Consider the following 25,874-nt stretch of genomic DNA (forward strand, 5'->3'; position numbering starts at 1 on the left):
TCCATCGCCCGTCTTTCCGGGGACAGCCCTTTCGTCACTGAAACGGTTATGACTCCAGCGCCTGCGCCAGCAGGGTGATGGGATGTTCGCAGCGCTTGCCGGTGGACATCTCAATCTGCCATTTGCAGGTCTCGCAGTCGGTCACCACCAGGTCAACGCCGCTCTCTTCAATCTGACGAAACAGCGGGGCGCCGATGGCCTGGGAGCTGGCGTAATTCTCCGACTTGAACCCGTATGTCCCCGCAATGCCGCAGCATTGTGAGTCCAACACCGTCAGCTCCAGACCCGGAATGCGGCGCAACAGTTCAATCGTATAGGCGCCCCAGCCCATTTTTTCCATATGGCAGGGGGTGTGGTACGCCACCCGCAAAGGTGTATGTTTCAGGGGCAGGGTTTTGCCCCCGTCCAGCAGGCGGTAGAGATAACGGGTCGCCAGCTCCACCCGTTCACGCACCGCAGAGGTATCCACATCCAGCAGATGGGGATATTCATCGCGCAGGGCATAAATACAGCTCGATGAGGTGCCCACCACCGGTATGCCCTGCGTCAGCACCGACTCCCGCAGCGATTCATTATTAACTCTGGCCTGTTTTTGCGCCTGTTGGATAAAGCCGTTGGCAATCAGCGGCACACCGCAGCATTTCTCGCGCTTTAGCAACTGCACGCCGGTACCCACGGCGTTGAAGACCCGGATCAGGTCCTTGCCCAGCTGCGGATGGTTATAATTAACGAAACAGCCGTGAAAAAACGCCACCTGATCCTGATACCGCCGCTGGCTTGCGGCCTGTTGGCGATACCAGCGGCGAAAGGTGCCGAAGGAATATTTCGGCAGCGTACGGCGATGATCTATCTTCAAGGCGCTGTCCAGCAGACGGCGGACCGGCGCCAGGCCGGTGGCGATATTCACCACGGGAGCAAACGGCGTCGACAGCCGGCCCATGATATCGGTATGGCTGAGGAGAGCATCGCGCAGGCTGGGCTTGTGCTGAGAATAGCTCGCCTTCGCCCGCTGGATAATATCGCCGATGCGCACCTCTGACGGACAGGCCACCTCACAGCGTTTGCAGTTGGTGCAGTAAATCAGCGCCTCGTCGAACAACGCCGGGTCCTTCAACCGCAGCCGTTCTCCGTCCGGCCCGGCCTGCTTAGGCCCCGGATATAATGGATTCACCTTGGCCACCGGGCAGTAGGTGGTGCAGACCGTACATTTGATACAGCTTTCGAAGCTTAAGTCTTTTGGCAGGTTCATGCTGTTTCCTTAAGCGACAGGGCAATCCGCTGTGCGGCGTGCAGGGCGCTGATAAGGGAAACGCCCGCGCCGCAGCCCTGCTGCAACGGATCGTACCCCCCCAGCACCGCCCCGACGGCATAGAGATTTTCCACCGGCTCATTATTGAGCAGCGCGCGCAGGCGGTGGTCGGTTTTCACGCCGAACTGCAGATAGGGTTGGGGCTCGAAAAAACCCGCCCGGCCCCATTCGCCGCGATCGGCGTGACCCCAGACATCAGCGCCGAACACCGGTTCGTAAATCCGGTCGCGGTCGGCCATCAGTCCATTGCTGAAAAAGCTGCCGCCGGCCAGCACCACCTGCTGCGCCCGCAGCATAATATCCGTATGGCTGCGGGTATAGACCCCGGCGATGCGCCGTCCGTCAAACTCAGCCTTCAGTACGCGGTCTCCCGGCATAAAAACGCCGCCGAGCCGGCAAAAGCGCTGGCGCAGCGCCTGAAATATACGCAGCCCCAGCAGCGAGGGCGGCAGGGTCGGCAATAAACGCACCGGCCTACCTACCGCGGCGCGCAGCTGTTCAAGGGGGCCGGGGCCGTCCAAACCGATACAGGCCGGCAGAATGATGCACTGGGCATCCCCCGCCAGGCGATTAAGCTCTTCCGCCAGCGCCTGGGTATTTTTCGCGATATCCAGCACCCGGGCAATATTCACCGCGCGGAACTCGCTGGGATTATTACGCAGCGGATCCAGCGCCGGCAGATGGACATAGGCCGCGCCGGTTTCTATGCCCTGTTCCGTCGCCAGTGAACCGGCCACCAGATGCGGCTCGAAATCCAGGAATCCTTCGATGCCCGCCACCAATACCTTTTCCCAGGGCAATGTCTGCCCGAGTTCGGTGACCGGGATATCCTCCGGGCTGAGCCAGGTTGCGCGCCGGGTGCCCAGGGGAGTTATGCGGTAATGGTTCTGCGCCCCGCGGCCGAACAGGGGGATGCCGCATCGGGCCAGCAGCGCCTGGGAGTCACGGGCCAGGGCCGCCACGGTGTCGGCCCCAAGGATACTGTAGGGATGGCGGGGCGCCTGCCGGGCCAATTCACCCAGCGCCTCCAGGGGAGCGGTTACCGGGGTGCCGTCCGGCAGGCGGGACAATAAATCCAGCGATCCGGAAGAAAAAAACAGCGCCCCCTGGCCGGCGCTGACCACGCCACAGCGTTTGCCCTGTTCCGCCAGGCGGATAGCGCAGCTTAAACCGGCCAGGCCGCCGCCAATCACCACGACATCAAATTCCATGTTCCGCCTCCGGTTTGTCATTGTCCTCACGGCCGTCAAGACCGCACAGTCCCTGGTAGACCCAACTGGTAAATTCGCTTTCCCGCAGCGCGTTTCCCCAGGCGATGGGCCGGATGCCTTTCCATCGTTCGTCAAGAAACTGCGAGAGCTGCCGGATGGACTGCCGCGGCGTGGCGACGTTAAATCGCGTCAACAGCCCGGCGGCGCGGCAGGCGCAGAGTTCGCCCTGGCAGGTGCCCATGCCCACCCGCGTCCGCCGCCTGAGGTCGGTAAGATTGTTGACGGTCAGGGAATCCACCGCATAGCGCACCTCGCCGGCGGTGACCGCCTCGCATTCGCAGACCAGGCTATTATCCAGCCGATTGCCCCGGGGCACCCGGCTGACGCGGTCGCCGTGACGATAGCGCGCCGACCCGGCAATGCTGGCGGGCAGCGGCAGCATGCCGACGGCGGTCTCCTTCGCCGGGGCGTGAGAACCGGGCAAAACCTCCCGTGCGGTGGTGCAGGATGCGTTGACGCCCAATTTTTCGCACACCTTGTCGGTGGCCCATTCCGCCATCAGGCGATAGGTCATCAGTTTGCCGCCGGTGATGGTGATGAATCCTTCCATACCGTCGCGGCTGGCGTGGTCGAGCAAAACAATGCCGCGGCTGACGTTGCGTCCGGAGGGATCGTCGTCGCTGGCCACCAGGGGCCGTACTCCGGCGTAGGCGCGCAGCAGGCGGGTAGCGGCCAGGGCCGGGGCCAGCAGCGCCCCTTCGCGAATCAGCAGATCCACTTCCTGCGCCGTGACCTGCAACCGGTCGATGTCGGCATAATCCACGTGGGTGGAGGTGGTGCCGATAAGGGAGATGGTGTCTCCCGGCACCAGAATATCGGCATCCGCCGGAGCGCGGCAGCGGTTAATCACCATATTGTTGATGCGGTGGCCCAATATCAGCAGCGCGCCTTTGGCCGGGAACATCCGGATGCGCAGGTCGGCATATTCGGCGATCTTCTGGCCCCAGATCCCGGCGGCGTTGACCACCACCTGGCCACGGATCTCATGACGCAGGCCGGTCTGGTGGTCGAAAACGCGCACACCGCTGACGCGGTCGCCCTGGCGGATAAGACCGGTCACTTCGTGATAGGTTAAAAAGCATGCGCCCTGTTCGCGGGCGTCGAGCATATTGGCGACGGTGAGCCGGAACGGATCGACGGTGCCGTCCGGCACGCGTACGGCGCCGGTAAGGGAGGGATTGACCGAAGGTTCCAGCCGCAGGGCCTCGGCGGGATCGATGGCTCGCGCGTCAATGCCGGCATCGTTGCAGGAGCGGATAAAACGCTGCTGATACGCCAGGGAATCCTGCGGCAAGGTGATAAAAAGCCCGTCGGTGGGCTCGATGCAGTGCCGGGCGATATGCTTGAGAATGCGATTTTCCGCGATGCATTCCCGTGCGGACTCGCCGTCGGTCACCGCATAGCGCGCGCCGCTGTGCAGCAGGCCATGGTTATGTCCGGTGGCTCCGCTGGCGATGTCGTACCGCTCAAGCAGCAGGCAGCGCAGCCCCCGGCGGGCGCAATCCCGCGCAATGCCCGCCCCGGTGGCGCCGCCGCCGATGATGATGACATCCGTATCCGCATAAGGAGAACGGCCTTTTATTACCTTGTCCGTAACGACGTCCATAACCTAACCCTGTATCTGGCGGAACCTTAGGAGGACAGTAAGGCACAGATAAACGTAAAAAGGTTTGATTAAGAGCAAAAACGAACATTAAACGAAAATAAAAGGCGCGATAAAATCCATTTATGTGATTGCCGTCATACCTTATACGTGACTTCAGAAATGATTGAAAATCCAGTACAGCCCCGCTGAAAGCAGGATTGAGGCCGGCAGCGTCAGGACCCAGGCCATCAGCAGGTTGCGCAGCGTGGACATTTGCAGGCCGGATTTATTGGCCGCCATGGTGCCGGCGACGCCGGAAGAGAGCACATGGGTAGTGGAGACCGGCAGGCCGAACACATCCGCCGCGCCGATGGTTACCATCGCCACGACCTCGGCGCTGGCGCCTTGGGCATAGGTAAGATGTGTTTTGCCGATTTTCTCGCCCACGGTGACCACGATGCGTCGCCAGCCCACCATGGTACCCAGGCCCAGAGCGATGGCCACCACCACTTTGACCCAGAGCGGGATAAAGCGGGTCGCGCTGTCAAGCCCGCTTTTCAGCGCATCCAGATTATGCAGCGTGCCGGCCGGCAGCGTAAGGGACTTCTCCGCCTTCACGCGCTTGATGGTCTCGGAGGCCAGATACATATCATTGCGGGTATTGGAGACCGAGCGCGCCGGGATTTTGTCCATCGAACCGTACCTGCTGAGCTCATTGCCGATGGTGCCGATCAGCTGCGCCAGGGCGGGTATCACCTCCGGCGTCAGCTTGCTGGTGTCGACATAACCCGTCAGTACCGTACGGGCGGGCGTATTGCCGGCGGCGGGGAACTGCTGCAGCAAATCGTTTTTGACGGTAGTCGCCAGGGCGGCCACCTGCGGGGCTTGCTCCGGCGGCAGGGCGCGGTTCAGGGCATAGGCGATGGGCATGGTGCCCACCAGGATCAGCATGATAAGCCCCATGCCTTTCTGTCCGTCGTTGGAACCGTGGGCGAAAGAAACCCCGGTGCAGGTCAGGATAAGCAGGCTGCGGATCCACAGCGGCGGCGGACTGTCGCCCTTGGGGGCGGCGTAGAGCTGGCGGTTTTTGATAAAGACCTTCATCACCAGCAACAGCAGCGCCGAGAAGACAAAACCCACCACCGGCGACAACAGCAGGGAATAGCCGATGCTGATTGCCTGGCCCCAGTCGACGCCGCTGGCGCCGGTGCGGCCGTGAATCAGCGCGTTGGCGACGCCGACGCCGATAATGGACCCGATAAGCGTATGGGACGAAGACGCCGGCAGACCGAGCCACCAGGTGCCGAGATTCCATATAATGGCGGAAAACAGCAGAGCATAGACCATGGCGAAGCCATTGCCGGTGCCGGCCTGCAGAATAAGCTCTACCGGCAGCAGGGAAATAATGCCGAACGCCACGATGCCGCTGGAGAGCACGACCCCGAGGAAATTAAAGAAGCCGGACCATACCACCGCCACCATCGGCGACAGTGAATGGGTATAGATGACGGTAGCCACCGCGTTGGCGGTATCGTGGAACCCGTTGACAAATTCGAAGCCAAGGGCAATCAGCAGGGCCAGACCCAATAACAGGAAGGGAACATAGCTGGTATATTCCTCGCCGGCGTTGGTCACGTCGTTAAAAAGATTCACTCCGGCGAACGCGATGCCGAGTACCAGAAGCAAAACAAAAAAAAGAACAGATGTCCGACTGTTCTTTTTATATATTTTCGGCAACCCCGGCGCGGCTTGCGCACCCTGCCGAATGGCGCTGTTTTCGCTCATAGAAGACCTTTATCCAGTTATACCCGTCATCTTCCCAGCCGCCGGTGCGTTAGCGCTTTCCTGCAGCTCAAAGTATTCAGGGTATAGATGCCATATAAGATGCCTTGAAAAAAAATCGTCATAGACCCGTGGCGTGCCTGTTAATTATTCGCAATCAATGTGACTTATTTATGAAGTAAAGGTTAAAGGTTTGGCATCTTGTGAGAAAGGGGGGGATTTCGACGGAGCGATGCCGGATTTCACCGCCAGTTCGGCCCCGATGTGGGCATTGACGCGAACGGTAAAGAAAAACGACGGCAAGATTTCATAAAACGTGATCGACATTGTACTACAATGAAAAAATATGGTGCTACAATAATCACCGGTTTGCGGCTAACCGGCTCAAAATTGTGCGGCGGTTCAGCGTCATAAAGCCATAAAATGATAAAGTGACGTTATTTTTCACCTCTTGGAATTTTTATGGACCGTCAGACATTAAGCAAAACCGATCGCATTATTCATGAAATGGGCCAGCAGATCGTCAGCGGCAAGTATATACCCGGTACCGGATTACCGTCTGAAGCGGAGCTTTGCGAGGAGTTCCAGACCTCGCGCAACATTATTCGCGAAGTGCTGCGCGCGCTGATGGCCAAGAATCTGATAGAAATCATTCGCTACCGCGGCGCTTTTGTCAGCGTGCGCAACAAGTGGAACTATCTGGATACCGATGTTCTGCAATGGGTGCTGGCCATGGATTACGATCCCAGGCTGATAGCCTCGCTGACGGAAGTACGCCATCTGGTGGAGCCCACCATCGCAAGATGGGCGGCGGAGCGGGCAACGTCCAGCGAACTGGCGGTTATCGAGACGGCGCTGAACGACATGATTGCCAACAGCCACGATCGCGACGCGTTCAACGAAGCGGACATCCGCTATCACCAGGCGGTACTGAGCGCGGTGCATAATCCGGTATTGCAGCAACTGGGAGTAGCCATCAGCTCGCTGCAGCGCGCGGTGTTTGAACGCACCTATATGGCGGATGAAAGCAATATGCCCAGGACGCTGAAAGAACATCAGAATCTCTACGACGCCATCAGGCATCAGGACAGCGTGGCGGCGGAACAAGCGGCGGTCACCATGATCGCCAGCTCGACCCAGAGATTAAAGGACATTACATGAGCAGTTGAAGGAAATGACATGAGCAAAAGTTATATCGCTATTGATTGGGGATCGACGAATTTACGCGCCTGGCTCTATCTTGACGGCGTACTGGCGGATACCCGGCAGTCGGAAGCCGGCGTGACCAGGCTGAACGGCCGTACGCCGCAGCAGGTATTTCAAGAGGTGACGGCGCCGTGGCGCCGGCACGGGGTGCCGGTGATCATGGCCGGTATGGTAGGCAGCAACGCCGGCTGGATTTCGGTACCTTATTTACCCTGTCCCACGGACCTCGCCTCACTGGCGGGCCGCCTCACCCGCGTTGAACAGGCGGCCCCGCAGTCGGCCTGGATTATTCCCGGCATCAGTATTGTCAGCGATAGCAACTGCAATGTCATGCGCGGAGAAGAGACCCAACTGCTGGGGGCCTACCGCACCCAGCCTTCGTCCCTGTACCTTATGCCCGGCACCCACTCCAAATGGGTACGCCTGGAAAACGGCGTTATCAACGATTTTCGCACCGTGATGACCGGCGAATTGCACCACCTTCTCATCAAGCAGTCGCTCATCGGCGTCGGGTTATCTGAACAGCAGCCGAATCCGGCGGTTTTCCGGCAGGGGATGGAGCAGGGCTTTAACCAAAGCAATATCCTGCGCTGCCTGTTTGAAATCCGCGCCGCCCACGTGCTGGGCCAACTGGATAAAAGCGCGGTGAGCGAATGGCTCTCCGGACTGCTCATCGGCAATGAAGTGGCGCAAATGCGGCGGGACTGGGGTATCGCCAAAGGCGAAACGGTGACGGTTATCGGCAATCCGCAGCTTGCCGCCCGCTATCAACAGGCATTGGAGTATGCCGATCTTCATCACAGGTTGCTGGACGGCGACGAGACCTTTCAAGCTGGAATAAGGAGCATATTAAATGAGCTGGACCAATAGATTACCCTTGATTGCCATTTTGCGCGGCATCACTCCGGAGGAAGTGCTGGAGCACGTTGAGGTATTGCTGGATGCGGGTTTTGAGGCGGTGGAAATCCCGCTGAATTCCCCGGACTGGCAAGAAAGCATAGGCAAGACGGTAAAAGCCTACGGCCAGCGGGCATTAATCGGCGCCGGCACGGTGCTTAAACCGGGGCAGGTGGATATCCTGGCGGCATTGGGCTGCAAGCTGCTGGTGACGCCTAATATCAATGCTGAAATTATTCACCGGGCCGTAGGCTACGGCATGGAAGTCTGCCCCGGCTGCGCCACCGCCACGGAGGCGTTCACCGCGCTGGACGCAGGCGCCCAGGCGTTGAAAATATTCCCCTCGGTAGCGTTCGGGCCGGATTATATCAAGGCCCTCAAGGCGGTATTGCCTCCGGATGTTCCGGTATTCGCCGTAGGCGGCGTATCGCCGGAAAATCTCCCTCTCTATCTCAAGGCCGGCTGCATCGGCGCCGGTTTGGGCAGCGATTTGTACCGCGCCGGCCAGCCGGTCAGCCGCACCGCCCAGCAGGCAAAAGCCTTTGTCCGCGCCTATAAAGAGGCGCTGGCGCAACACTAACGGGCAACGAACGTGTTAAAGGGAGAGCGCGCCAAAGAGGTGGAATCGGGCGTGGTTTTCCCGCCCGCCCGAGCGCCTCATGTCACGCCAGGCCCGCAATCACCAGACGTGCAACAAACAATCCCAGTCTCCTCAGCCACACACTGATTATTTCGAATAGCAGCGCTCACCCGCCGGTGGATTCCTCAAAGTGTGATCCAGATTGTAGTACAATATTAAATCTTGATGCTACAATCCAAAGCATAATAGTGCGACAGCAAACGCATGCCGTTATTGACCAAGAAGGACGTGAAAATGAAAGTGACAAAGCTGACCACCTACCGTTTACCTCCGCGCTGGATGTTTCTCAAAGTGGAAACCGACGAAGGTATCACCGGCTGGGGCGAGCCGGTGATTGAAGGCCGCGCGCGCACGGTGGAAGCAGCGGTACATGAACTTTCCGAATACGTAATCGGCCAGGATCCCGCACGCATCAATGATATCTGGTCAACCCTCTATCGCGGCGGATTTTATCGCGGCGGCCCAATCCTGATGAGCGCCATCGCCGGTATAGATCAGGCGCTGTGGGATATCAAAGGCAAAGCGCTGGGGGTGCCGGTGTATCAACTGCTGGGCGGCCTGGTGCGTGATAAGATCAAAGCATACAGCTGGGTAGGGGGAGACCGACCCGCCGATGTTATCGCCGGCATGAAAAAACTCACCGAAATCGGCTTTGATACCTTTAAGCTCAACGGCTGCGAAGAGATGGGCCTCATCGATAATTCACGCAAAATCGACGCCGCGGTAGCGGTGGCGGCCCAGGTGCGTGAAGCCATGGGCAACGCCATCGAGTTCGGGCTGGATTTCCACGGCCGGGTAAATGCGCCCATGGCAAAGCTGCTGATTAAGGAGCTGGAACCCTATCGTCCGCTGTTTATCGAAGAACCGGTACTGGCGGAGCAGGCGGAATACTACCCGCGCCTGGCGGCGCAAACCGCCATCCCCATCGCCGCCGGCGAACGCATGTTCTCCCGTTACGAATTCAAACGCGTTCTGGCCAACGGCGGCCTGGCCATTGCCCAGCCGGATCTCTCCCACGCCGGCGGCATTACCGAATGCCTGAAAATCGCCTCCATGGCCGAAGCCTATGACGTAGCTCTGGCGCCACACTGCCCGCTGGGTCCCATTGCGCTAGCGTCCTGCCTGCACGTTGACTTTGTTTCCTATAACGCGGTATTGCAGGAACAAAGCATGGGCATTCATTATAACCAAGGGGCAGAACTGCTGGATTACGTTATTAACAAAGACGATTTTAAAATGACGGACGGTTATTTTTATCCGTTAACCAAACCCGGACTGGGTGTGGAAATCAATGAAGAACTCGTTATTGAGCGCAGCAAAAATGCCGGCGACTGGCGTAACCCGGTATGGCGCTATCCTGACGGCGCGGTGGCGGAATGGTAACCGGCGCCGGACGGTACTAACCCTAATGATACCCGTTATACTTCAACGTGAATTATTGCGGGTATAACCGGGGTGGAAATACGTTACCTCTAGGAAACGGACAGACTGCTTATAAAGTTTACCAGCGGTTGGCCGTGACATTATAAGCCCTACAATAACTCGCCATGGCCGATCAAGGGCTTCCTTTGCCTGCCATTCGGCCGTCGCTAAAAGGTGATGATATGACTATCGATTTGGGCACCTCGACCATCAGTAAGCTTAATTTAAAAATAATCCCGTTTATTATTCTCTGTTATTTTATTTCCAATCTCGATAAGACCAATATTTCGGTGGCCGCATTACAAATGAATGCCGATCTCGGCTTGACCACCAGTATGTATGGATTAGGGGTAGGGATGTTTTATATTTCCTATATCCTGTTTGAAGTGCCCAGCAATATTATTATGACCCGGGTCGGCGCCAAACTCTGGATCGCCCGCATCATGATCACCTGGGGCCTGGTGAGCACCGGCATGGGGTTTGTCCATACCCCGACCCAGCTCTATATCATGCGTTTCCTGCTGGGCATGGCCGAAGCGGGCTTTGCGCCGGGCATTATCTATTATATTTCCTGCTGGTTCCCGAAAAGCAACCGGGCACGGGCCATGTCATTTTTTTATATGGGCTCGGTACTGGCTTCCATTATCGGCCTGCCCATTTCCGGCAGCATACTCGGCATGCACGGCCTGGCCGATATCGCGGGCTGGCGCTGGCTGTTCTTTATCGAGGGCACGCCGGCGGTGATCATGGGCATTCTGGTACTGTTCTACCTGTCTGACACTCCCGAGAAAGCCCATTGGCTGAGCGCTGAACAAAAAGGCTGGCTAAAGAACAAGCTGGAGCAGGATAACGCCGGCGCGGTGGTGGATAAAAACCACTCATGGGGCAGCGCCTTCAAGAATAAAGTGGTGTGGTTGCTGAGCCTGGTGTGGTTCCTGCAGGCGTTTTGTTCCATCGGGATCACGCTGTTTTTACCGCTGATACTCAAAAGCATGGCGGCGGACAAGAGCAACTTTGTTATCAGCCTGCTCGCAGCGGTGCCCTTTGTGTTTGCCTGCCTGTTTATGTACCTCAACGGCCGCCATTCCGATACCACCAAAGAGCGCCCTTTGCATCTGGGGGTACCGCTGATTATCTCCGGTGTGCTGCTGGCCATCTCGATTTACTGCGCCAATCTGTGGCTGGCCTACATATTACTGGTCCTGACCGTCGGCTTTAACTTTGCCCTGACGCCGATTTTCTGGGCGGTTACCACCGAAAAATTGACCGGCGTGGCGGCCGCGGCCTCCATTGCCTTTATCAATGCCATCGCCAACTTCGCCGGACTGGGATTACCGCCGCTACTGGGAAAAATCAAAGACGTCACCAACAGCTACCACTACGGACTGCTGATTATCGCCGTCGCGCTGATTATCGGCGGCATCGTCGGTATTTTTGTCGCCAGAACCCGTGCGCCCGCGGTGGAAGAGAATCCTCTCCCAAGCGTTGACGAACGCGCCCGGAGCTAATAAGGCGGCGCAGGATGGCAGAGGCGTAAAGACTCTGCGGACTGTGCCGACAGACCCGGCATGTAAAATAAATGACATTAATTATCAGGTAAATATCATGACATATTTCGTAATGAAAGCCGCCATGCTGCCCGACGCGCTGACCCGCCGGCTGGCGGAGAGTTTCCGGATGGCGGACTATGCGCTGCTCTCGGAACGGGAGCGGCAGGTCTTGTCGCCGCAGACCCGCGTGCTGGTGGTGAATGGCGAATCGACGGTGACCGAGGACTTCATCGCCGAATTCCCCGCCCTGGAGCTGATTGCGGTATTCGGCGTCGGTTATGACGGCGTGGATGTGGCGGCGGCGCAACGCCGCGGTATCCGCGTTTCCAACACCCCTGATGTATTAACGGACGATGTGGCGGATATGGCGATGGGATTGATGCTGGCCACCTCCCGGCAAATCGTCGGCGCCCAGCGGTTTATCGAACGGGGTGGCTGGAACGAAGGCGGTTATCCCTGGACCAAAAAGGTCTCCGGCGGGCGGCTCGGCATTGTCGGGATGGGGCGTATAGGCCATGCCATCGCCAAACGCGCCGCCGCTTTTGATATGGTTATTGCCTATAACGATTACCGCCCCCAGCCGGATAGCCGGTGGCAATATTACGCCCATATCGCGGACCTGGCCGCCGCCAGCGACTATTTGGTGGTGTGCGTGAACGGCGGCGAGAAAACCCGCTCGCTTATTAACGCGCCCATCATGGCCGCGCTGGGGAGTGAAGGCATCCTGATTAATATCGCCCGGGGCACGGTGGTGGACGAAGCGGATCTGATCCAGGCTCTGGACAGCGGCGCCATCGGCGGCGCCGGACTGGACGTCTTTTACGACGAACCCCATGTGCCCGCGGCGCTGTACAACCGCGCCAATGTGGTTATAACGCCCCATATGTCCAGCGCAACCCACGCCACCCGCAAAGCGATGTCGGATTTGGTGTTTGACAATGTTGCCGCCTATTTTGCCGGCCGGCCGCTGCTCTCGCCGGTGGCGCCTTATTGATACGGCAGCGGGATAGCTAAACTGTGATCAGCATTGTAGTACAATAATGGAATATAGCGCTACAATCCTTAATGCCATACTCTCCGCTCTTTACGGGCGGCAAGGTTATTCGTACCGATAATATCGATCTCGAATAACCGTAATATATACAGGGTGATCCTGATGTAATAATGATGCGTAACAGACGCAGAGGATGCTTTTGCCCTGAGAAAGTTGGCGGTGTATTTACCGCCGTTACCCTACCTTTTTAAGTTGTATAAACAGGACGCAAAAGATGGATATTTCAGTTTCCGCGGCGCCGACGAAAAGACGCTATTTGACGCTGCTGATGATCTTTATCACGGTGGTTATCTGTTATGTCGACCGGGCAAATCTGGCGGTGGCATCGGTGCATATCCAACAGGAATTCGGCATTGATAAAGCCCGCATGGGATATATATTTTCAGCCTTTGCCTGGACCTATACCATTTTCCAAATACCCGGCGGCTGGTTTCTCGACCGGGTCGGCTCAAAGATGACCTACTTTATCGCCATCTTCGGCTGGTCGCTGGCCACCCTGGGGCAGGGGTTCGCCAATGGTTTAACCACACTGCTCGGGCTGCGCGCCATTACCGGTATGTTTGAAGCCCCGGCTTTCCCCACCAATAACCGTATGGTCACCAGCTGGTTTCCGGAGCAGGAGCGGGCTTCCGCCGTCGGCTTTTTCACTTCGGGGCAGTTCGTCGGCCTGGCGTTTCTGACGCCGCTGCTGATTTGGATCCAGGAAATGCTCAGTTGGCATTGGGTCTTTATCATTACCGGCGCCGTCGGTCTTATCTGGTCGATTATCTGGCACTTTGTGTACCAGTCGCCAAGAAAGAGCAAAGGCATCAACGCCGCGGAGCTGGATTATATCGCCGCCGGCGGCGGCATGATTGACGGCGACGCGCCCGTTGAAAAGAAAATGCGCGTAGCCCTGTCCGCCGCTGACTGGAAGCTGGTATTCAACCGCAAGCTGGTGGGGGTCTATCTCGGACAGTTCGCCGTGACCTCCACGCTGTGGTTCTTTTTAACCTGGTTTCCCAACTATCTGACGCAGGAAAAGCATATCGGGGCGCTTACCGCCGGTTTCATGACCACCGTGCCCTTCCTGGCGGCTTTTTTCGGCGTGCTGCTGTCGGGTATCTTCGCCGATCGCATGGTAAAGAGCGGAAAATCCATCGGTTTTGCCCGTAAAACGCCGATTATCTGCGGACTGCTGCTCTCTACCTGTATTATGGGGGCCAACTATACCAACGATCCCGTCTGGATTATGGTGCTGATGGCGCTGGCCTTCTTCGGCAACGGCTTCGCCTCCATCACCTGGTCGCTGGTGTCGTCGCTGGCGCCGCTGCGGCTAATCGGCCTTACCGGCGGCGTGTTCAATTTTGTCGGCGGGCTGGGGGGCATCACCGTACCCCTGGTGGTGGGATACCTGGCGCAGGATTATGGCTTTTCGCCGGCGCTGATCTATATCGCCGTGGTGGCCCTGCTGGGGGCGCTGTCCTATATTTGCCTGGTGGGCGAAGTAAAACGCGTGGGGTGATAACCATTTCGGACTATGCGCCATGGAATGGCGAACGTGGGCCAGCGATGCTTCGGGCGGTAAATCAGCCCCATCAGACCCATTACTACAGTGAGACGTCTCGATGATGTATTCCTATGGCTGCGTCCGTAACAAAACGTTATCTTATATGCCGTTGTTGAAATTTTTTTTGCCGATACGGTCAATCAGGATTTATGATGGCAATATTAATGGGATTGCTTTCAGCACTGTGCTGGGGCGGTACGGATTTTTTGGCGGGCTCCGCCGCTCGAAAAATAGGTGTTTATAAATCGCTTTTTTTCAGTCAGATTTTTGGTCTGCTGCTGCTTTCCATCATTGTGCTGTGTTCGTATAAGCCGGTTAGCGCCAGCGTAGCAAGTCTGTCAATATGTATCGCCGCATCCCTTTGTAATCTTGCCGCCATGGTCTTTCTCCTGAAGGCCCTATCTATTGGTAAAGCCGCTGTTGTTGCTCCAATAGCGTCGCTTTATGGCGCCATAACCACGCTGCTTTCCCTATTTTCCGGAAATTCCCTTTCTTCCTTGACGCTGTTCAGCCTGATTTTATGCGTGCTGGGGGCCTGCCTGACCAGCATCCCGAAATCTGGGGATGGCAAGCGTGAAACGCCGGCATCCATTATTTTTGCATTTCTTTCCGCAGTACTGTTTGGCGCGGGATTTTGGCTACAGGGCGAGTTTGCGGTGCACGCTTTTGGCGTGATAATCGCCTTATGGATTTATTATTGTACTGCGGTGATCCTGTTATTCATTTATTTATCCGTGAAAAGAGACTTCGCCGCACCGCCTGTGTCTCTGTTGTCTTTGCTTTTCTCAATCAGCTTTTTTAGCTTGGTAGGGTTCTTCTCATTGGCCTATGGCGCAAAATCAGGGCATGTGGCAATAGTGACTGTTTTAAGCTCCCTGGCCAGTGGAGTGACTGCGCTATTAGGTTTTTTTATACGAGGGGAGCGCCTTAGCCGATTGCAGGGAGTAGGGTTGGTGGTGATCATTACCGGCGTTATGCTGTTAAAAGTGTAGCAATGATCGCTGTTTCCCTTTGTTAAAGGCCAGTGGAGCGGCGTGAGTCGTTTGCGGATAACTATTGCTGTTTATAAGGGACCGGCATTGGATTATCATGCTGCCGATTCCCGTTCTCCTGTTCCGGCTCATTTTGGCCGATGGCGTTTCAGTTGGCGTATTTGATTGCTCGGAAATAATGATAAAAATAATATTATTTGCATCGATGTTTTGCGGCGCTTTATTGCTCTCTGCCTGCGGAACGCTATCCCGCATGCCCGTGGATACCTCCAGCGCCGCCGGCCGGGATTTCGCCGCCAACGGAAACCTGCGGGCACAGGTGGACAGCCTGGCCCGGCCTTTACTGGCCGCAAAACAGATGCCGGGGCTGGTGGTGGGGGTGCTGCGGGGGGACGGCACAAAAACGACTTTTAGTTACGGTGTCACTGACGCGGAACGCGGTTATCCTATCACCGGCGATACGCTGTTTGCCGTCGGTTCGGTCAGCAAGGGTTTTATTGCCGAAATCACGGAGATCCTGGTGCGCAAAGGCGTGTTTCGCTGGGATGAGACGTTGCAGACCCTGCTGCCTTCCACCGTGCGCCTCAGCGCCGATGCGCGCAAGATTACCCTGCTGCAGCTGGCGACCCATACTTCCGGCCTGCCGAGGCAAATGCCCTCGATGGCAATATTAACCGCCTTTATTGACTATCTGTTTACCGGTGAAAATTTCTACCATTCCTTGGATAATGACAGCATGCTGGATTATCTGGCGGATTTTCATAAGCCGGGGAAAGCTGAGCCGCGCTATTCCAATCTGGGATATGCTTTGTTGGATTATATCCTGCAAAAACGTACCGGTAAAAATGTCAATCAGCTACTGGCGGAGAATATTACCGGGCCGCTGGGGTTGACCCATACCGGCTACGACCCGCGGCTGCTGCCGGGGTATTCCCGGCGCGCCATCGGCCATGCCGGCGACCAGCCCAAATTTATCCGCCGCGGGCAGCCGGTGCCCGATTGGTGCTTTTCCTCCTCCATGGTGGGCGCCGCGGGCCTTTACACCAATGCGAACGACTTGCTGTCCTATGCCCAGGCGCATATGCGGGCCACGGGCAATCCGGCGCTGGATGCGGCGTTGCGGGATTCGCTGAATGTGCGTTTCCATCGCAGCCAACAGGCGGCGGCCATTGCCTGGGTTGTCGATAACGTGGGCCGGCAGCGCATTACTTACCAGGTGGGATTTATCGGCGGCTACTCCAGCTATATCGGCCTTGATACCCGGCATAAGACCGCGGTGGTGGTGCTGCAAAACAGCTTTAACTGGACAAATACCATCGGCCATCGCTTGTTGCAGCGAATGGGGGACGCCGCCGATGCAAAGGCGGCATCGGATCAACTCAGCGTTTCGCCAGCGCATGGGCCGTATCGTTAAGGGCATCGGCCGACCAGCCGCCCCCCATATCCCCTATCAGCGACACCGAATCCAGCAGACGCTGTTCCTGTACGCTCAGCGCGTTTTGCTCTGCGCTCAGCTGCGTCACCTGGGCGGTGGCGGCGGTGGTGTAATCCACCGTGCCCACCTGATACTCATTGAAGGCGATCTGGGCGCCGCGGGTGGCGTCGGTAACCGCGCTGTCCAGCACCGCCGCCTGCTGGGCGAGAATATGCAAACCGGACAGATCGTCTTCCACGTTCTGGAACGCCGTCAGCACGGTGCCGCGGTAATTGGCCACCGCGCCGTCATAAGCGGCCTTGGCGGCGGCGACCTGGCCTTCACGGGCGCCAAAATCGAACACCGTATCATCCACCTCGGCGCCCAGAGACCAGATATGGTTGGCGGCATGCAGCAGGCCGCTGAGCGGCGTTTGGGAAAACCCATCGGCGGCGGACAGGGAAAGCGTGGGATAATAAGCCGCCTCGGCAACCCCCACCGCGGCGTTTTGCGCCGCCATCTCGCGTTCGGCCACGGCGATGTCCGGCCGCCGCTGCAGCAAGGTTGAGGGCACCACCAGCGGAACGGTGGGCAGCGTAGGCATGGGGGCGGATTCGATGGTCAGGTCTTCCGGGTTCTTGCCCACCAATACCGCAATGGCGTGGGCGTATTGGGCGCGCGCCACGCCGAGGGCGATGAGACTGGACTGGGCGTTCTCCAACTGGGTTTTCGCGGTGATGACATCGGACGGCTTCGCGGTGCCGAGGGCGCCCTGATTGGTCAACACCCGCAGGTACTCTTGATAGGCCGCCACCGTTTTTTGCAGCAGGGCAATATTGGCATCGCTGGTGCGCAGTTCAATGATGGCGCTGGCCAGGGCGGTCTGCTCGGACAGGGTGGCATTGGCCAGCGTGGCTTCGCTGGCCTGGGCGTTGGCCTTGTTCTCTTCGATGGTGCGGCGAACCTTGCCCCACAGATCGATTGACCAGCTGGCGCTGCCTTCCAGCGCGCCCGAATTGCTCACGGCGCCGGAGCCGCCCAGGCTGCTGGCGCCGGCGGTGCGCTGCCGGGTTGAGGAACCGGTGACGCCTATCGTGGGAAACAGGCTGCTGCGGGCGGTTTCCACGTCGGCCAGGGCTTCCCGGTAATTGGCGTAATCCTGGCGCACGGTCTGGTTGGAGACCGACACCGCCGGTTCCAGCCGGTTTATCAGCGGGTCGTTAAACACCGTCCACCAGTCGCCCTTGGGGGCCTCGGCGGAGGGCGCCGCCACGGTCCAGCCGGGCAGCGGTTTGAATCGGGCCGGTACCGGCACCTGCGTGCGATGGTAGTCGGGGCCCACCATACAGCCGCCGAGCAACAGCGCAAGGGAGGTCATCAGGGCGATGTGGGACATTTTCATATTCATAGGCTCGCGTTCGTTTTATTCCACGGCAGGCCGGCCGACCACTTGGCGAGTCTGGCGCGCAAACGGTCGAGATAGAGATAAATAACCGGTGTTGTATACAGCGTAAAGACCTGGCTGAAAATCAGGCCGCCCATCACGGTAATGCCCAGGGGCTGTCGCAGGGATGCCCCCTGGCCGATGCCGATGGCCAGCGGCACCGCCCCCAGCACGGCGGCGGCGGTAGTCATCATGATGGGCCGCAAGCGCATCACCGCCGCCCCGTGAATGGCTTCCCTCGGGGTATAGCCCTGATCCCGCTGCAATGTAATGGCAACGTCAATCATCATAATGGCATTCTTTTTTACGATGCCAATCAGCAAAATAATGCCGATAAGGGCGATAACCGAGAACGGCGTACCGAACAGCAGCAGCGCCAGCGTAGCCCCGATGCCGGCGGACGGCAGGGTGGAAAGTATAGTGACGGGATGTATCGTATTCTCATACAGTATGCCCAGCACGATATAGACCGCCGCCAGCGCCGCCAGGATCAGCAGCGGCATGGTGGACATGGATTGGCCGAATGCCTGCGCGGCGCCGGCGAAACCGCCGTGAATGGAGGCAGGCACCTTGAGTTCCCGCATGGTCTGATCGATGGCCGCGCCGGCGGCGCTCAGCGAGCCGTCGGGGGGCAAATTGAAGGAAATGGTGGCGGCCACCAGGCCGTCCTGATGGTTAACCTGGGTGGCGGTATGGTTTTGCGTATAAGAGGCCAGCGCCGGGAAGGGCACCAGGCTCTCGGCGGAGGTGCTGTCGGCGCTGCCGCTGGAGCTGCCGCCCCGGGAGTTGGAAATGGCGTTTGTCAACTGGTTGGCTTCGGCATCGGCATTCAGGGCGTTGGTGGAGGTAGACGAACCCTGCGCGGAGGTTTGCGTGGCGCCACTCACCAGGCTTGACGACATCTGGGTTTGATCGGTGCCGCTGGCATTTCCCGCCGCCGGGCTGAAACGGATGCGATTGAGCATTTGCGGATACTGCCAATACTGCGGCGCCACTTCCATCACCACATAATACTGATTGAGGCCATTGTAGATGGTGGAAACCGCACGCTGGCCAAACGCATCATAGAGCACGCTGTCCAGCTGATTGGGGGCGAAGTTATAGCGGGCGGCGGTAGCGCGGTCGAAATGAACATAGGCCTGCAGGCCGTTTTGCTGCAAATTCGAGTTCACGTCCAGCAAGCTGCCGCGGTGTTTAGCCAGCGCGGTCACCAGCCGCGGTACCCAGGTATAGAGCGCCTGGGCGTCGTCGCTGGTCAGGGTATACTGATACTCCGCCGCGGACTGGCGTCCGCCGATGCGCAGATCCTGCGCCGCCTGCAGGAACAGCCGCGCGCCGGATACGCCGTTGAGTTTTGGCCGCAGCCTTTGCGCCACCCCGGCGGCGGATATTTTACGCTCCGCCAGCGGTTTGAGCTCGATAAACACATTGGCGGTGTTAAGGGCGCGGCCGCCGGTGAACCCGGATACCGAGGCCACCGCCGGATCCCGTTGCACAATGGCCTCCAGCCGCGTGAGCTTTTCCTTCATGGCCTGGAACGAAATGCTCTGGTCGGCGACTATCTGGCCAATCATCACGCCATTGTCCTGCTCCGGGAAAAAGGTCGAGGGCACCAGCTTGATGAGAAAAACATTAAGCACGATAAGCCCCACCAGCGTCAGTCCCACCAGCAGCGCATGATCCAGCACCACCGTCAGCGAACGGGCGTAGGCATGTTTGAAACGCTCAAACTGACGTTCGCACCACAGCGACCAGCGCGCCTTGCCCTTGGCGCCCGCGGCCTGTTTGCGCCTGAGCACGCAGGCGGCCAGGGTCGGGGTAATGGTGAGGGAGATGAGCAGCGAGAACAGAATGGCGATGGAGAGCGTCATGGCGAATTCGTGAAACAGCCGTCCGACGATGCCGGGCATCAGCAGGATCGGCAGGAATACCGCGATAAGCGACAGGCTCATGGAGATCACGGTGAAGCTCACCTCGGCGCTGCCGCGCAGCGAGGCCTCGCGGACGCTCATGCCCGATTCAACATGGCGGACGATATTCTCCAGCACCACCACCGCGTCGTCCACCACAAATCCGGTGCCGATGGTCAGCGCCATCAGCGAAAGATTGTCCAGGTTATAGCCCAGCAGATACATCGGCCCAAAGGTGCCGATGATGGAGAGCGGCAGCGCCACCGTGGGCACCAATACCGCCCGGGGCGACTGCAGGAACACGAACACCACGCCGATAACCAGCAGCACGGCGATAAACAGGGTCCGTCCCGTATCGCCGACCGCGGCTTTAACCGATTGCGACAGATCGATGGCGATATTGAGATGGATATTGCCCGGCAGGGTCGCCTGGATCGACGGCAGTACCTTGCGGATCTGCGCGACGGTATTCACCACATTGCCGCCGGGCAGCGGGTAAACGATGACCAGCACCGATGACTTGCCGTTGTACAGCCCGGCGTTGCGAAGGTTTTCCGCCGAATCCTGAACGCTGGCCACATCCCCCAGCATGACCGGCGCGTTATTGCGATAGGCAATCACCAGGTTGCGGTAGGGTTCCGCTTTGCTGAGCCGATCATTGGACATGACCTCGTAACGCTGGCCGTTCTGGTCGATATGTCCTTTAGCGCTGTCGGCGTTGGCGGCGCTGATGGCGGCGCGCACGTCTTCCAGGCCGATGCCGTAACTGTTCAATTGATCCGGCTGCAGCTCAACGCGCACCGCGGGCAGGGCGCTGCCGCCAAGGGTAATTTCACCCACGCCGCTCACCTGCGACAACTGCTGTAAAATCACCGAATCCGCCGAGTCATAGAGCTGGGCGCGGGTCAGGGTGTCGGAGGTGAGCGCCAGGACCATCAGCGGCGTACTGGCCGGATTGTACTCGCGATAAATCGGGTTGTTGCGCAGCGTGGTGGGCAAATCGGCGCGCGCCGCCTGGATGGCGGCCTGCACATCACGGGCGGCGCCGTTGATATCGCGATTCAGCCCGAACTGAATGACGATCATGGCGGAACCCACATAGCTGGTGGAGGTCATTTCCGTCACGTCGGCAATGGTGCCCAGCCGCTTTTCAAGGGGCTCGGCCACGGTGGAGGCCATAATGTCCGGACTGGCCCCCGCCATGTTCGCCTGCACCACGATAACCGGAAACGCGACATTGGGCAGCGACGACACCGGCAGGTGAAAAAACGCCAGCGTTCCCGACAGCAGGATGGCCAGGGCCAGCAGCGCGGTGGCCACCGGCCGGCGGATAAACAGGGCGGAAATATTCACCGGGTCTCACCCCGGCCGCCGTCGGCTAACTGCGCGGGTTGGCGGCGAAAGCGTTTTGCCAGGCGATCGAAGCACAAATAAATTACCGGCGTGGTAAACAGGGTCAACAGCTGGCTTAAGCTCAGCCCGCCGATGATGGCCAGACCCAGCGGACGGCGCAGCTCCGAACCGGTGCCGGACCCCAGCAGCATGGGCAGGGCGCCGAGCATGGCGGCCAGCGTGGTCATCAGTATCGGCCGAAAGCGCAGCAGCGAAGCCTCCACTATAGCTTCCGCCGGCGATTTGCCGTGCTCCCGTTCCGCCTCCAGCGCGAAGTCCACGATCATGATGGCGTTTTTCTTCACGATGCCTATCAGCAGCACGATGCCGATAATGCCGATAACGTCCAGATCCCCTCCCACCAGCATCAGCGACAGCAACGCGCCGATGCCGGCGGAGGGCAGGGTGGACAGAATGGTCACCGGGTGGATAAAGCTCTCGTAAAGCACGCCGAGCACGATATAGACCGCCACCAGAGCCGCTATCAGCAGATAGACTTCACTGGACAGGGAATCTTTGAACGCCTGTGCCGCCCCCTGGAATGAGGACGTGATGGAAGGGGGCAGATTCACCGCCTTTTCGGCCTGGTTGATTTGATCCACCGCCTTGCTCAGGGAGGCTCCCTGCGCCAGATTGAACGAGATGGTCACCGAAGGGAATTGCGACAGGTGGCTTATTACCAGCGGCGACCTGGTGATGTTGATTTTGGCAATGGCGCTCAGCGGCACCTGGCCGGTGCTGCTGGTTTGACTGGGCAGGTAGAGTTCACCCAGGGATTGCAGGGTCGGCAGCTTTTCCGGTTTGGCCACCAGGATCACCCGGTACTGGCTGGACTGATCGAAAATGGTTGAGACAATGCGCTGCCCCAGCGCGTCGTAAAGGGCATTATCGATAGTGGCCGCGGTGATACCGAAGCGCGCCGCCAGCGGCCGGTTCACCTCGACATTCACGCTCAGGCCGTCATTGTTCAGGTCGCTGGTCACGTCGCGGATGGACGCGATCGCCTTCATGCGATCGATAAGCGCCGGTACGTACTGCTGGAACGCCTGCTGGCTGGGCCCGCGCAGCACAAACTGATACTGGTTCGGCGACACGGTGGTATCCAGGGTCAGATCCTGTTCCGGCTGCAGGTAGAGCTTGATGCCCGGCACGTTGCCCGCCTCGGTCTGAATCCGGCGGGCGATGGCTTCCGCGCTCTGGGAGCGCTGGGCGTTGGGCTTGAGGTTAATCAGGAACCGGCCGTTATTGAGCGTGGTATTGGTGCCGTCGATGCCGACATATGAGGTGAGATTATCCACGTCGGCGTCCTTGAGAATCGCCTGGGCCAGCGCCGCCTGCCGGTCAACCATGGTGCCGTAGGAAACGGAATTGTCGGCGGTGCTGATGGCCTGGATAACCCCGACATCCTGCACCGGGAACAGTCCCTTGGGGATGGTGATATAAAGGGCCACGGTAATGACCAGGGTAACGGCGAAAACAATCATGGTGAGGGTCTGGTGGCCCATCACTACCCGTAATCCGCGCTCGTAGGCCGCGAGGATTTTGTTGAACATCCCCTCGCTGACGCGTTCGAAACGGCTCGGGCGGCGATCGGCCCGGGCGCGCAGAAGGCGGGCGCACAGCATCGGCACCAGGGTCAGCGAAACCACCCCCGACAGCACGATGGTAATGGCCAGCGTCACGGCGAATTCGCTGAACAAACGGCCGATAACGCCGCCCATGAACAGCAACGGGATCAGCACCGCTATCAGGGAGACCGTCAGCGACAGGATGGTAAATCCAATCTGCCCGGCGCCGTGCAGGGCGGCGTTGAGGGGCGACTCACCCTCCTCCAGGTAGCGTACGATATTCTCGATCATCACAATGGAATCATCCACCACAAAGCCGGTGGCAATGATTAACGCCATCAAGGAGAGATTATCGATGGAGTAGTTCAGCTCATACATGATGGCCAGCGTGCCGATAAGGGACACCGGCACCGAAATACTGGGAATGATGGTCGCCGGCAGATTGCGCAAAAACACAAATATCACCAGCACCACCAGTATCACCGACAGGATAAGCTCGAAGGCGGCATCGGTGACCGAAGCGCGGATCACCCCGGTGGAATCGGACACGATCCGGACATTGACCCCCGCCGGCAGGGTGGATTCCAGCTGCGGCAGTTCCTGTTTGATGCGCGCCACCGTGGCGATGACGTTGGCCCCCGGCTGGCGCTGCACATTCAGCACAATGGCCGGGGTATGATTGTACCAGGCGCCCTGCTCGTTATCCTGGGCGGCCAGGGTCACCCGGGCAACGTCGCGCAAATAGACCGGCGCGCCGTTTTTATAGGAAACCACCGTATTAAGGTAATCGTTGGGATCCTGGATCTGGTCGTTGCCGTTAATGGTGTAGTCAAGCTTGGGCCCGTCGAAATTGCCTTTGGGCTGGCTGACATTCACCTGTGCGATAAGTGATCGGAGATTGTCAATGGAGAGCCCATAGGCCGCCAGCTTCTGCGGATCGGCCTCGATCCTCACCGCCGGAACATTGCCCCCCGCCGGCGTCACCAGACCGACACCGGGGACCTCCGAAATTTTGGTTCCCAACCGGTTGTTGGCCACGTCTTGTAATTGAGGCAGCGACATGGAGCGGGAAGTGATGGCCAGCGTCATAATGGGCTGGTCCGCCGGGTTGACTTTCGCGTAGGTCGGCGGCGAGGGCAGGCCGCTTGGCAACAGGCTGTTGGCGGCATTGATGGCTTCCTGCACATCCTGCTCGGCCACATCCAGATTCAAGGAAAGATCAAATTGCAGCGTAATAATTGAGGCGCCGGCGGAGCTGTTGGAGGTCATCTGCTGCAGCCCCGGGATTTCACCCAGCTGCACTTCCAGCGGCGCGGTCACCGTGGTGTTCATCACATCCGGACTGGCGCCGGGATAAAAGGTTTTGACCTGAATCGTGGGATAATCCACGCTGGGCAGGGACGAGACCGGCAAAAAGCGCACCGCCACCAGACCTAACAGCACCAGAGCGATCATGATGAGCGACGTGGCCACCGGCCTCATAATGAACAGGCGGGAAATATTCATGGCAAAGGCACCTGTCCGTTATGATTGTGCGTGAGAAGAGCCATGGCCCCGTTTCCCGCCATGGCGCTGCGTCGTTGCAGCGGCGGGAGCCTGCGCGCTTCCCGCCGCGTCAGGCTGCGCTACTTTGATCCTGGCGCCGTCGCTCAGGCGGTCCATGCCGTCCATCACCACGGTTTGACCCGCCTGAAGGCCGGAAAGAATGACGGTATTCCGGCCGTCGCTCGGCCCGGGCGTGACCTTATGCACCGAGACGGTATTATCGGCATTCACCAAATAGACAAAATCGCCCGGCGCCCCGGTCTGTATCGCCGGCGTCGGCACCAGGACCGCGTTTTGCAGCGTATCCACCAGCAACTGCACATTCACGAACTCGTTTGGATACAGTTGCTCGTCGTCGTTGGGAAACGTGGCGCGCAGCGTCACCGTGCCGGTGCTGGTAGCCATCTGGTTGCCGATGGCATACAGCGCGCCGACGGCCAGCTGTTTGCTGTTATCGCTGTTGTACACCGTTACCGGCAGTTTTGCGCCGGCGCCGAACTGTTCCAACACCTTACCCAGGGCATTTTGCGGTACGGTGAATTGCACGGTGGTGGGTTTCATGCTGGTGATCACCACAATACCCGTGGAGCTGGATTCGGTGACATAATTGCCCACGTCCACCAGCCGTAGGCCGACGCGTCCGTCAATGGGCGCGGTAATACGGCAATAGGCCAAATCGAGGTCGTACTGGGCGATACTGGCCTCATCGGCCTTTACCGCCGCCGCGTCCTGTTCAACGGTGAATTTCTGATCGATAAAGGTCTGTTCGGCGATGGACTTTTGGGCATGCAGCTGAGTATAAAGCGCCATGTCGGCACGCGCCTGGTCAAGACTGGCCTGATCCTTGGCTAACTGCGCCTGGGATTGCTGCTTGTCAATCTGGTATTGCCGCGGATCGATTTGAGCAAGAAATTGCCCTTTTTTGACATCCTGGCCTTCCTTATAGCCCACCTCAGTAAGATAGCCGCTTAGCTGGGGCAGCACGGTTACCGTGGAAACCGGCGTCACCGTGCCCAGTTCGTTGAGCATTTCCGGCATGCTGCCCAATGTCGCGGCGGCGGCGCTCACCACCTGCGGCGGCAGACCGGTTCTTTGTTTCTTGCCGTTAAGGTGATGGTACAAAATGACGATGACCAGCACGACAATGACAACCACGGCTATTATCATGCCGCGCCTTTTGTGACCCTGTTTGCCTACTGTCGGGCCGTTGGTACTCATATATCCTCTCCCGGGAAATGATAAAAAACGCCGCGCTGTTCCTCTCTTCGGCCACCGCCGGAACGGCTCTCAAACTATCCGCATGCATTGAGGCGGTCAAATTATTAAAATGCTTATTTATGTCAT

At 58.6% G+C, this 25,874-nt stretch carries 18 protein-coding genes; 9 read left to right on the top strand and 9 right to left on the bottom strand.

Going from position 1 to position 25,874, the window contains the following annotated elements; genetic code table 11:
- Nucleotides 1-46: 46 nt before the first annotated feature.
- From glpC to ACL2XO_RS13960, 5 genes are all read right to left on the bottom strand, one after another.
- Nucleotides 47-1,249, bottom strand: coding sequence for an anaerobic glycerol-3-phosphate dehydrogenase subunit GlpC (glpC, locus tag ACL2XO_RS13940; RefSeq protein WP_413742982.1), 1,203 nt, complete (start codon nucleotides 1,247-1,249; stop codon nucleotides 47-49).
- Nucleotides 1,246-2,520, bottom strand: coding sequence for a glycerol-3-phosphate dehydrogenase subunit GlpB (gene glpB / locus ACL2XO_RS13945; RefSeq protein ID WP_413742983.1), 1,275 nt, complete (start codon nucleotides 2,518-2,520; stop codon nucleotides 1,246-1,248). Before glpB ends, glpC begins: the two co-directional genes overlap by 4 nt.
- Nucleotides 2,510-4,186, bottom strand: coding sequence for an anaerobic glycerol-3-phosphate dehydrogenase subunit A (gene glpA / locus ACL2XO_RS13950; protein WP_413742984.1), 1,677 nt, complete (start codon nucleotides 4,184-4,186; stop codon nucleotides 2,510-2,512). Before glpA ends, glpB begins: the two co-directional genes overlap by 11 nt.
- A 153-nt stretch (nucleotides 4,187-4,339) precedes the next feature.
- Nucleotides 4,340-5,950, bottom strand: coding sequence for an inorganic phosphate transporter (locus ACL2XO_RS13955; RefSeq protein WP_413742985.1), 1,611 nt, complete (start codon nucleotides 5,948-5,950; stop codon nucleotides 4,340-4,342).
- A 168-nt stretch (nucleotides 5,951-6,118) separates the two neighbouring features.
- Nucleotides 6,119-6,274 (bottom strand): hypothetical protein, encoded by a 156-nt coding sequence (locus ACL2XO_RS13960; RefSeq protein WP_413724342.1) that lies wholly within the window; start codon nucleotides 6,272-6,274, stop codon nucleotides 6,119-6,121.
- A gap of 135 nt (nucleotides 6,275-6,409) precedes the next feature.
- On the opposite strand from ACL2XO_RS13960, the gene ACL2XO_RS13965 reads away from it, so the two are divergent.
- From ACL2XO_RS13965 to ACL2XO_RS14005, 9 genes are all read left to right on the top strand, one after another.
- Complete coding sequence (locus tag ACL2XO_RS13965) at nucleotides 6,410-7,108, top strand: FadR/GntR family transcriptional regulator (protein WP_132921762.1); 699 nt, start codon at nucleotides 6,410-6,412, stop codon at nucleotides 7,106-7,108.
- 18 nt (nucleotides 7,109-7,126) lie between these two features.
- Entirely contained in the window at nucleotides 7,127-8,023 is an 897-nt protein-coding gene (locus ACL2XO_RS13970; protein WP_132921761.1) for a 2-dehydro-3-deoxygalactonokinase, read from the top strand.
- Nucleotides 8,007-8,630 carry a 2-dehydro-3-deoxy-6-phosphogalactonate aldolase gene (locus tag ACL2XO_RS13975; RefSeq protein WP_413724343.1) on the top strand — a complete coding sequence of 208 codons (624 nt, stop codon included), beginning with the start codon at nucleotides 8,007-8,009 and terminating at the stop codon, nucleotides 8,628-8,630. Before ACL2XO_RS13970 ends, ACL2XO_RS13975 begins: the two co-directional genes overlap by 17 nt.
- A gap of 294 nt (nucleotides 8,631-8,924) precedes the next feature.
- Nucleotides 8,925-10,073: a galactonate dehydratase gene (dgoD, locus tag ACL2XO_RS13980; RefSeq protein ID WP_132921759.1), complete on the top strand. Its 1,149-nt coding sequence runs from the start codon at nucleotides 8,925-8,927 to the stop codon at nucleotides 10,071-10,073.
- Nucleotides 10,074-10,294: 221 nt separating this feature from the next.
- Nucleotides 10,295-11,620 carry an MFS transporter gene (locus tag ACL2XO_RS13985; RefSeq protein ID WP_413742986.1) on the top strand — a complete coding sequence of 442 codons (1,326 nt, stop codon included), beginning with the start codon at nucleotides 10,295-10,297 and terminating at the stop codon, nucleotides 11,618-11,620.
- A gap of 97 nt (nucleotides 11,621-11,717) precedes the next feature.
- On the top strand, nucleotides 11,718-12,656 hold the full coding sequence (locus ACL2XO_RS13990) for a 2-hydroxyacid dehydrogenase (protein ID WP_413742987.1): 939 nt from the start codon (nucleotides 11,718-11,720) through the stop codon (nucleotides 12,654-12,656).
- Between the two features lie 274 nt (nucleotides 12,657-12,930).
- Nucleotides 12,931-14,220 (top strand): MFS transporter, encoded by a 1,290-nt coding sequence (locus ACL2XO_RS13995; protein ID WP_132921756.1) that lies wholly within the window; start codon nucleotides 12,931-12,933, stop codon nucleotides 14,218-14,220.
- Between the two features lie 194 nt (nucleotides 14,221-14,414).
- Entirely contained in the window at nucleotides 14,415-15,257 is an 843-nt protein-coding gene (locus ACL2XO_RS14000) for a DMT family transporter (protein WP_413742988.1), read from the top strand.
- A 253-nt stretch (nucleotides 15,258-15,510) separates the two neighbouring features.
- Nucleotides 15,511-16,671 (top strand): serine hydrolase domain-containing protein, encoded by a 1,161-nt coding sequence (locus tag ACL2XO_RS14005; protein WP_413742989.1) that lies wholly within the window; start codon nucleotides 15,511-15,513, stop codon nucleotides 16,669-16,671.
- On the opposite strand, the gene ACL2XO_RS14010 is transcribed toward ACL2XO_RS14005, so the two are convergent.
- The 4 genes from ACL2XO_RS14010 to ACL2XO_RS14025 are packed head-to-tail and all read right to left on the bottom strand — an operon-like array spanning nucleotide 16,637 to nucleotide 25,748.
- A complete protein-coding gene (locus ACL2XO_RS14010; protein WP_413742990.1) occupies nucleotides 16,637-18,079 on the bottom strand; it encodes an efflux transporter outer membrane subunit in 1,443 nt (480 codons plus the stop codon). The genes ACL2XO_RS14005 and ACL2XO_RS14010 overlap by 35 nt on opposite strands.
- Complete coding sequence (locus ACL2XO_RS14015) at nucleotides 18,076-21,378, bottom strand: efflux RND transporter permease subunit (protein ID WP_132921755.1); 3,303 nt, start codon at nucleotides 21,376-21,378, stop codon at nucleotides 18,076-18,078. The genes ACL2XO_RS14010 and ACL2XO_RS14015 overlap by 4 nt, the downstream gene beginning before the upstream one ends.
- On the bottom strand, nucleotides 21,375-24,491 hold the full coding sequence (locus tag ACL2XO_RS14020) for an efflux RND transporter permease subunit (RefSeq protein ID WP_413742991.1): 3,117 nt from the start codon (nucleotides 24,489-24,491) through the stop codon (nucleotides 21,375-21,377). Before ACL2XO_RS14020 ends, ACL2XO_RS14015 begins: the two co-directional genes overlap by 4 nt.
- 18 nt (nucleotides 24,492-24,509) lie before the next feature.
- Nucleotides 24,510-25,748, bottom strand: a complete 1,239-nt coding sequence (locus ACL2XO_RS14025) for an efflux RND transporter periplasmic adaptor subunit (protein WP_413742992.1) — start codon at nucleotides 25,746-25,748, stop codon at nucleotides 24,510-24,512.
- Between the last annotated feature and the right edge of the window lie 126 nt (nucleotides 25,749-25,874).

The sequence above is a fragment of the Sodalis sp. RH15 genome (assembly GCF_047324255.1).
Classification (GTDB): Bacteria; Pseudomonadota; Gammaproteobacteria; order Enterobacterales; family Enterobacteriaceae; genus Acerihabitans; species Acerihabitans ligni.